The sequence below is a fragment of the Nonomuraea sp. NPDC002799 genome, assembly GCF_053592075.1.
On record NZ_JBSFVA010000103.1, the window covers coordinates 1 to 4,331 of the forward strand.

At 69.7% G+C, this 4,331-nt stretch carries 2 protein-coding genes; both read left to right on the forward strand.

Annotated features, from left to right (window positions below):
- On the forward strand, window positions 1-3,777 hold a 3,777-nt coding region (locus ACWD0F_RS51635), incomplete at its 5' end, for an amino acid adenylation domain-containing protein (RefSeq protein WP_449890439.1).
- Window positions 3,774-4,331 (forward strand): condensation domain-containing protein (locus tag ACWD0F_RS51640; protein WP_449890441.1); only part of this gene is annotated, 558 nt, incomplete at its 3' end. The genes ACWD0F_RS51635 and ACWD0F_RS51640, both read left to right, overlap by 4 nt.

Consider the following 4,331-nt stretch of genomic DNA (forward strand, 5'->3'; position numbering starts at 1 on the left):
GAACACGACCAATGGCCACTCGGCCCCGACCTCCACGCCACCTGGGAACCCATCGACACCGGCACCGCCAAATTCGACCTCACCTTCAGCGTCCTCGCCGCCGGCCACCGCATGTGGCTGGAGCTTGAGTACGCCACCGACCTCTACGACCCCGGCACCATCAGCCGCTTCGCCGACCAGTGGCTCACCCTCCTGGACCGCGCCCTCACCAACCCGGCCAGCCCCCTGATCAGCATCAGCAGTGACCTGGGCGGCGAGAACGCGTCCGCGCCCGCAGCGGCCCTGATCGGCGCCGTGGCGCCGTCGCTCTACGTGGAGCCGCGCTCGGAGACCGAGCGGGTGCTGGCGGGGATCTGGGCGGAGTCCCTGGGTGTGGATCGTGTGGGCGCCACCGATCGCTTCTTCGCGGTGGGTGGTCACTCGATCCTGGCGGTTCAGGTCGTGGCGCGGGTGCGGGAGGTGTTCGGGGTCGAGCTGGGGCTGGACGACCTGTTCCAGGCTCCGACGCTGGCCGACTCCGCCGCGCGGATCGATGCCGCGGAGCGGGGATCGGGCGGGGTCGCGCTGGTGGCGCGAGAGCCTGACGCGCCGCTGGTGTTGTCGTCCGGTCAGGAGCGGTTGTGGTTCCTGGACCAGTGGCGGCCAGGCAGCGCCGCCTACAACGTGCCGATCGTGTTGCGCCTGAACGGCAGCGTCGACAACGACCGGTTGCGTACGGCGGTGGAGACCATCGTGCGGCGCCACACGGTGCTGCGCATCGGGCTGGCGGTGAGCGACGGTCGCCCGCTTCCGGTTCCCGGCGATCCGGGTGTGCCCTGGCAGCAGGCGGACGCGCGCGCCGATGGCGAGGCGGGCGCCTGGTGGCAGGTGCGGGCCGGGCTCAGCGAGCCGTTCGACCTTTCCCGTGGGCGACTGCTGCGTGCCGGGCTGGTCCGTTACGCGGCCGACGGCTGGCTGCTGTGGCTGTCGGTCCATCACAGTGCCTGTGACGCCTGGTCCGTGGGCGTCATACTCGACGAGCTGACCACGGCCTACGCCGGAGGCGACCTGCCCGCCCTGCCGGTCTCCTACGCCGACTACGCCGCCTGGCAACGCCGCAGCGTCGACGGACCGGCTCTGGCCGCCGGAGTGGAGTGGTGGCGCGAGCACCTCGCCGGAGCGCCCGCGCTCACCGGCCTGCCCGCCGATCGCGCTCGGCCGGCCGCCGGATCCTGGGCAGGTGCCACGCACCGCCAGGCGATCGATCCCGCGCTGGCCGAGCGGATCAGCACATTCGCCGCGGCGAACTCCTACACCGTCTTCCAGGTGCTGTTCACCACCTTCGCCATCGTGTTGTCCCGCTGGAGCGGCCAGAACGACACGGTCATCGGCACTCCGGTGGCCGGGCGGTCGCGGCCGGAGCTGGACGGGCTGGTCGGGTTCTTCGTCAACACGCTGCCGCTGCGCAGCCACCTCGACGAGCAGGCCGGCTTCACCGAGGCGCTGGCCGCGGCGAAGACCGCCGCGCTGCAGGCGCAGACGCATGCGGACATCCCCTTCGAGGCCCTGGTCGAGGCGCTGGCGCCGGAGCGCGAGCTCACCCACTCGCCGCTCGTTCAGACCGTTTTCGGCCTTTTCCACCTCCAGCACGACCAGTGGACGCTCGGCTCCGACCTGCACGCCGAGTGGGAGCCGGCCGACACGGGCACCGCCAAGTTCGATCTCACCTTCAGCGTGCTGAGCACCGATCGCCGCATGTGGCTGGAGCTCGAGTACGCCACCGACCTGTTCGAACCCGACACCGTCCGCCGCTTCGCCCAGCACTGGCTCACCCTGCTCGATCGCGCCCTGACCAGCCCGACGGTTCCGCTGGCCGACCTCAGCAGCCTGCCGGTGGACGAGCAGCGGCAGTTGCGACGCTGGTCCAATGACCGGCCTGCTCCCGCCCCGGTCCACCGCACCGTCGACGACCTGGTCGCCGAGCAGGCGCGCCGCTCTCCCGATGCCGTCGCCGTCGTTTCCGGGAAGGTTCGGCTGACCTATGCCGAGCTCATGGATCGGGCGGAGGCGCTGGCGGTCGAGCTCGGCCGTCTCGGGGTCGGCCGGGGGGATGCGGTCGGTCTCTGTTGTGACCGGTCGGCAGATCTGGTGGTCGGCATGCTGGGCATCCTGCGGGCGGGTGGCGCTTATGTGCCGCTGGATCCGGATTATCCGGCCGACCGGCTGGCCTTCATGCTCGACGACAGCGACGTCCGGCTCGTGCTGGGCCACCGGCACCTGCTGGCGGCACTGCCGGCGGGCGAGCGGCTCGCCGTACCGATCGAGGAGATTCCCGAGACCGCCGAGCGTCTCGCCCGGCCGGCGGCGAGCGGCGACGACCTGGCCTACATCATCTACACCTCAGGATCCACCGGCCGGCCCAAGGGCGTGATGGCGCCGCACCGTGGCGTCGTGCGCCTGGTCCGCGACACCGACTATGTACGGTTGTCGCCGCAGACTGTGATCCCCCAATTGGGCCAGGCCTCCTTCGACGCCATCACCTTCGAGGTGTGGGGGCCGCTGCTCAACGGCGGCCGAGTCGTCATCGTGCCGAGCAACATCGTGCTCTCCCCCGCCAAGCTGGCGTCGCTGTTGCGCACCGAAGGCGTCACGACGGTCTTCATCACCACGGCGCTGTTCAACGCGACCATCACCGAGCAGCCCGACGCCTTCGCCACGGTCGACCAGCTCTACTTCGGCGGAGAGCCGCTCAACACGAGCAAGGTGGCCGGCGCGCTGGCCACCGGCGGACCGGCCGAACTCCACAACATCTACGGACCCACGGAGACCACGACGTTCGCCACCTACATGCCGATGCTGGTGGAGCCGTCGAGCACGGGGCTGATCGGCAGGCCCATCTCCAACACCCACGCCTGGGTCCTCGACCCCCAGGGCAGGCCGAGCCCCATCGGTGTCCCGGGAGAGCTGTACCTCGGCGGCCTGGGCGTCGCCCTCGGCTATTGGAACCGGCCCGAGCTCACCGCGGAACGCTTCCTCCCCGACCCGTTCAGCAGCGTCCCTGGCCAGCGCCTGTATCGCACCGGCGACCTGGCCCGCCGGCTGCCCGACGGCACCCTGGAGTTCCTCGGCCGCAACGACGACCAGGTGAAGATCCGCGGCTTCCGCATCGAACTCGGCGAGATCGAGACCGTCCTGGCCGCTCACCCTGGCGTAACCGCCTGCCTCGTCACGGCCCACCGCCCCGACGACGGGCCCACCCAGCTCGTCGCATACCTGCAACCCGGCGACGCCACGGTCACCACCGACCACATCCGCGGCCATCTGGCCGAGCATCTGCCCAAGTACATGGTGCCGGCCATCATCATCATGCTGGACGACCTGCCGCTCAATCCCAACGGCAAGATCGACCGGCATCGCCTGCCCGCACCGGACGTGGCCCGCGGCCCGGCACCTCCTACGCCTCCGCGCAGTCCTCTCGAACAGCTCATCGCCGGCATCTGGGCAGACGTTCTGGACCGGCCCGGCATCAGCATCCACGACAACTTCTTCACCCTCGGCGGCCACTCGCTCGCCGCCGTCAAGGTGACTTCCAGGCTCGAACGGGTTCTGCCCGCCGAGGTGCCGATCGGGCGGCTCTTCGAGCATGCGACCGTCGCATCACTCGCCCGTTTCCTCGAGGACTCCACGACACGGCCGGAGCAGCTCAGCCAGATCGCCTCCATCGTGCTGACGGTCAACGCCCTTACCCCGGCTGAAATACGCAACCTGCTTGAGCAGCGAGAGGACGACGTCTCATGACCGATTTCGGCGACGACATCGAACAGAGTCTTATTCGCCGGCTTCTCGCCGAGGCCGGTCTTGACCACAGCCGGCCGGCTGCGCCGGTCATCCGGCCGGCCGGTGGGCCGCTGGTGTTGTCGTCCGGTCAGGAGCGGTTGTGGTTCCTGGACCAGTGGCGGCCAGGCAGCGCCGCCTACAACGTGCCGATCGTGTTGCGCCTGAACGGCAGCGTCGACAACGACCGGTTGCGTACGGCGGTGGAAACCATCGTGCGCCGCCACACCGTCCTGCGCATGACCCTGACCGCCGAAAACGGCCGCCCCCACCCCCTGATCAGCGACACCCACCTGCCCTGGCAAGAAACCGAAACCGACAACGAGACCTCAGCCTGGCAACTCGTCCAAGACGCCATCACCCAGCCCTTCGACCTCAGCACCGGACCCCTGCTCCGCGCCGGCCTCATCCACTACGACACCGACAACTGGCTGCTGTGGCTGTCCATCCACCACATCGCCTGCGACGGCTGGTCCCTCACCATCCTGCTCAACGAACTCACCACCCTCTACACCAAC